The organism is Polaromonas sp. P3_C2 (assembly GCF_056402675.1).
The window spans coordinates 1-2,290 of the sequence record NZ_JBFUGX010000650.1 but is presented as its reverse complement, the minus strand read 5'-3'; the positions used below and the strand labels follow the sequence as shown (position 1 = coordinate 2,290).

General features: G+C 62.8%; 4 protein-coding genes. All 4 read right to left on the bottom strand.

The window, feature by feature from the left end; translation table 11 throughout:
* On the bottom strand, positions 1 to 659 hold a 659-nt coding region (locus tag AC1DWI_RS20255; protein ID WP_477725585.1), incomplete at its 3' end, for an RNA polymerase sigma factor.
* A 6-nt stretch (positions 660 to 665) separates the two neighbouring features.
* Positions 666 to 1,106 (bottom strand): YciI family protein, encoded by a 441-nt coding sequence (locus tag AC1DWI_RS20250; RefSeq protein WP_477725584.1) that lies wholly within the window; start codon positions 1,104 to 1,106, stop codon positions 666 to 668.
* A 37-nt stretch (positions 1,107 to 1,143) separates the two neighbouring features.
* Positions 1,144 to 1,680 (bottom strand): SRPBCC family protein, encoded by a 537-nt coding sequence (locus AC1DWI_RS20245; RefSeq protein WP_477725583.1) that lies wholly within the window; start codon positions 1,678 to 1,680, stop codon positions 1,144 to 1,146.
* Between the two features lie 174 nt (positions 1,681 to 1,854).
* Positions 1,855 to 2,290 (bottom strand): YciI family protein (locus tag AC1DWI_RS20240; protein WP_477725582.1); only part of this gene is annotated, 436 nt, incomplete at its 5' end.

Genomic DNA, 2,290 nt, shown 5'->3' with positions numbered 1-2,290 from the left:
GGCCGCATCCAGTCGCCGCCCGAAGTGGCTGAGTAGCCTTCATTGAAGATCAGGTAAATAACTTCCAGCACCGAAGCCAGCCGGGCGCCGCGCTCTTCAGGGCCAGGCACTTCAAAAGGCACGCGCGCCTCGGCCAGGGTGCGCTTGGCACGCACGATGCGCTGGGCCACCGTGGGCTCAGGCACCAGGAAGGCGCGCGCGATCTCGTCGGTGCTCAGGCCGCCCAGCAGCCGCAGCGTGAGCGCAATGCGCGCCTCGGTGGACAGCACCGGGTGGCAAGCGGTGAAGATCAGGCGCAGCAGATCGTCGCCGTAGTCGTCGGCGCCGTCGTCGCCAGAGCCGGGATCGTCTACATCGGCGAAAGCCATTTCCTGCTCCAGCTCGAGTTCATGGCCCAGCTCTTCATGCTTGAGCGCCAGCAGCTTGCGCCGCCGCAGGTAGTCGATGGCCCGGTGCTTGGCGACGGCCATAAGCCAGGCGCCCGGGTTGTCCGGCACGCCGATCTTCGGCCAGCGCTCCAGCGCCGTGACCAGCGCGTCCTGCGCGATCTCTTCGGCCAGGCCCACCTCCTGCACCATGCGCGCAACCTTGGCGATGACCTTGGCCGATTCGATGCGCCATACGGCGTCGATGGCACGATGGGTTTCATGCGACGCCATGCGGCTTCAGGCGCCCTTGCCTTTTGCGCTCTTCCCGCTCGGCGCTTGTTGCATCTCGACGAAACCGGCGGCAGCCTCCTGTACGTCAGGCGGAAAGTCAGACATCTCCTGCACCTGCCGCACTTCGATGATTTCGTTCTCGCCGCCCGGGCAGCGCGTTGCCCACTTGATGGCTTCCTCGCGCGAGGCCRCGTTGATCATCCAGTAGCCGCCCAGCACTTCACGGGCTTCGGCAAAAGGGCCGTCCTTGACATGGGCCTTGCCACCGGGAAAGGTTACGCGGGCGCCCATGGAGGGTGGGTGCAGGCCGTCCAGCGCGAGCAGCACGCCGGCTTTTTGCAGCTCCTCGTTGTATTTCATCATCGCGGCGACGGCGTCGGCGCTGGGCATGGTGCCTGCGTCGGCAGTTTCGTAGCCTTTGGGGATCATCAGCATCATGAATCGCATTTGAATACTCCTTGAGTGTGGGGCGGGTGAGCCGGGCTTACTTTTCTGCAGCAGCCTTCAGGTCGGCCAGGCCTGCTTCGAAATCCTTGCCCACCATCTTGTCCATATCGAAGAAGACATGCATGACCCTGGMSATCAGGGGYGCGGGGCCCGCCATCTCCCAGCTCACSACGCTGCCRCCGGCYTGCGGCTGGATGSTRAAMACCACCTTGTTATGGGCYTCAAARGGCTTGCTGAAGTTCAGGTCTATCYTGACGAGCGAAAACGGTACGGACTCGGTGATCAGCATGTCACCCGTGCCGACTTCCTTGCTTTCCCAGGCGTAGGCCGAGTCCTTGCCGGTGGCCGGACCGCTGAAGCTGCGCTTCATGGCCGCGTCCTTTTTCTCCCAGGGCGACCAGGCGGCCCACTGTTTGTAGTCATTGATCAGCGGGAAGATTTTCTCGGGCGGCGCCTGGATGGTGGTCTGGCGTTGTACGCGGAAGGTGTCTGGCTTGTTGGAGGCCAGTATCAGCACGGCCACGATGAAAACCACGATGGCGACGGCCGCAATGATGGCGATGGTCTTGAACATGTTTGTATCCCTTTAAGTTGGTGTTTGTTCACTTCGTAAATGGTCGAGCGCCGGATTCACAGGCCCTTTCCGGCCTCCAAAAAGCGTCTGCTCACCGGTACGACGAACGAAAAACCCGAAATCGACAGGCCGGGTCGAAAAATTTCAATTATTTTTTGACCCAAGCCAAGAACGCTAGGCCTGTGCGAAATCGGCAGCTTCATACAGCAGCCGGATTTCCACCTCAACCTCTTCCGTATCGCGAAACGGGAAGGGATAGGCCAAGGCCCAGTCCACCGCAGCCTGCAGCGAACGCGCCTGGATGATCCAGAAACCGGCCAGCAATTCCTTGGCTTCGGCGAAGGGCCCGTCCATCACGCTGGGTTTGCCCCGGGTGAACTTCATGCGCGACGCGCTGGCGCTGGGCTTGAGCCCTTCACCCATGAGCAGCACGCCAGCCTTGACGGCTTCGTCGTTGTGTTGGGCCATGCGCCCCAGCCACTGGCTGTCGGGCACGATGCCGGCTTCGGCGCGGTCATTGGCCTTGAGCAAAATCATGAAGCGGCGGAACCCCTCGGGCAGCGGCGGCGCGCCTTCCCCGGCGACGCCGCGCAGGCCGCCGGGGCAACCG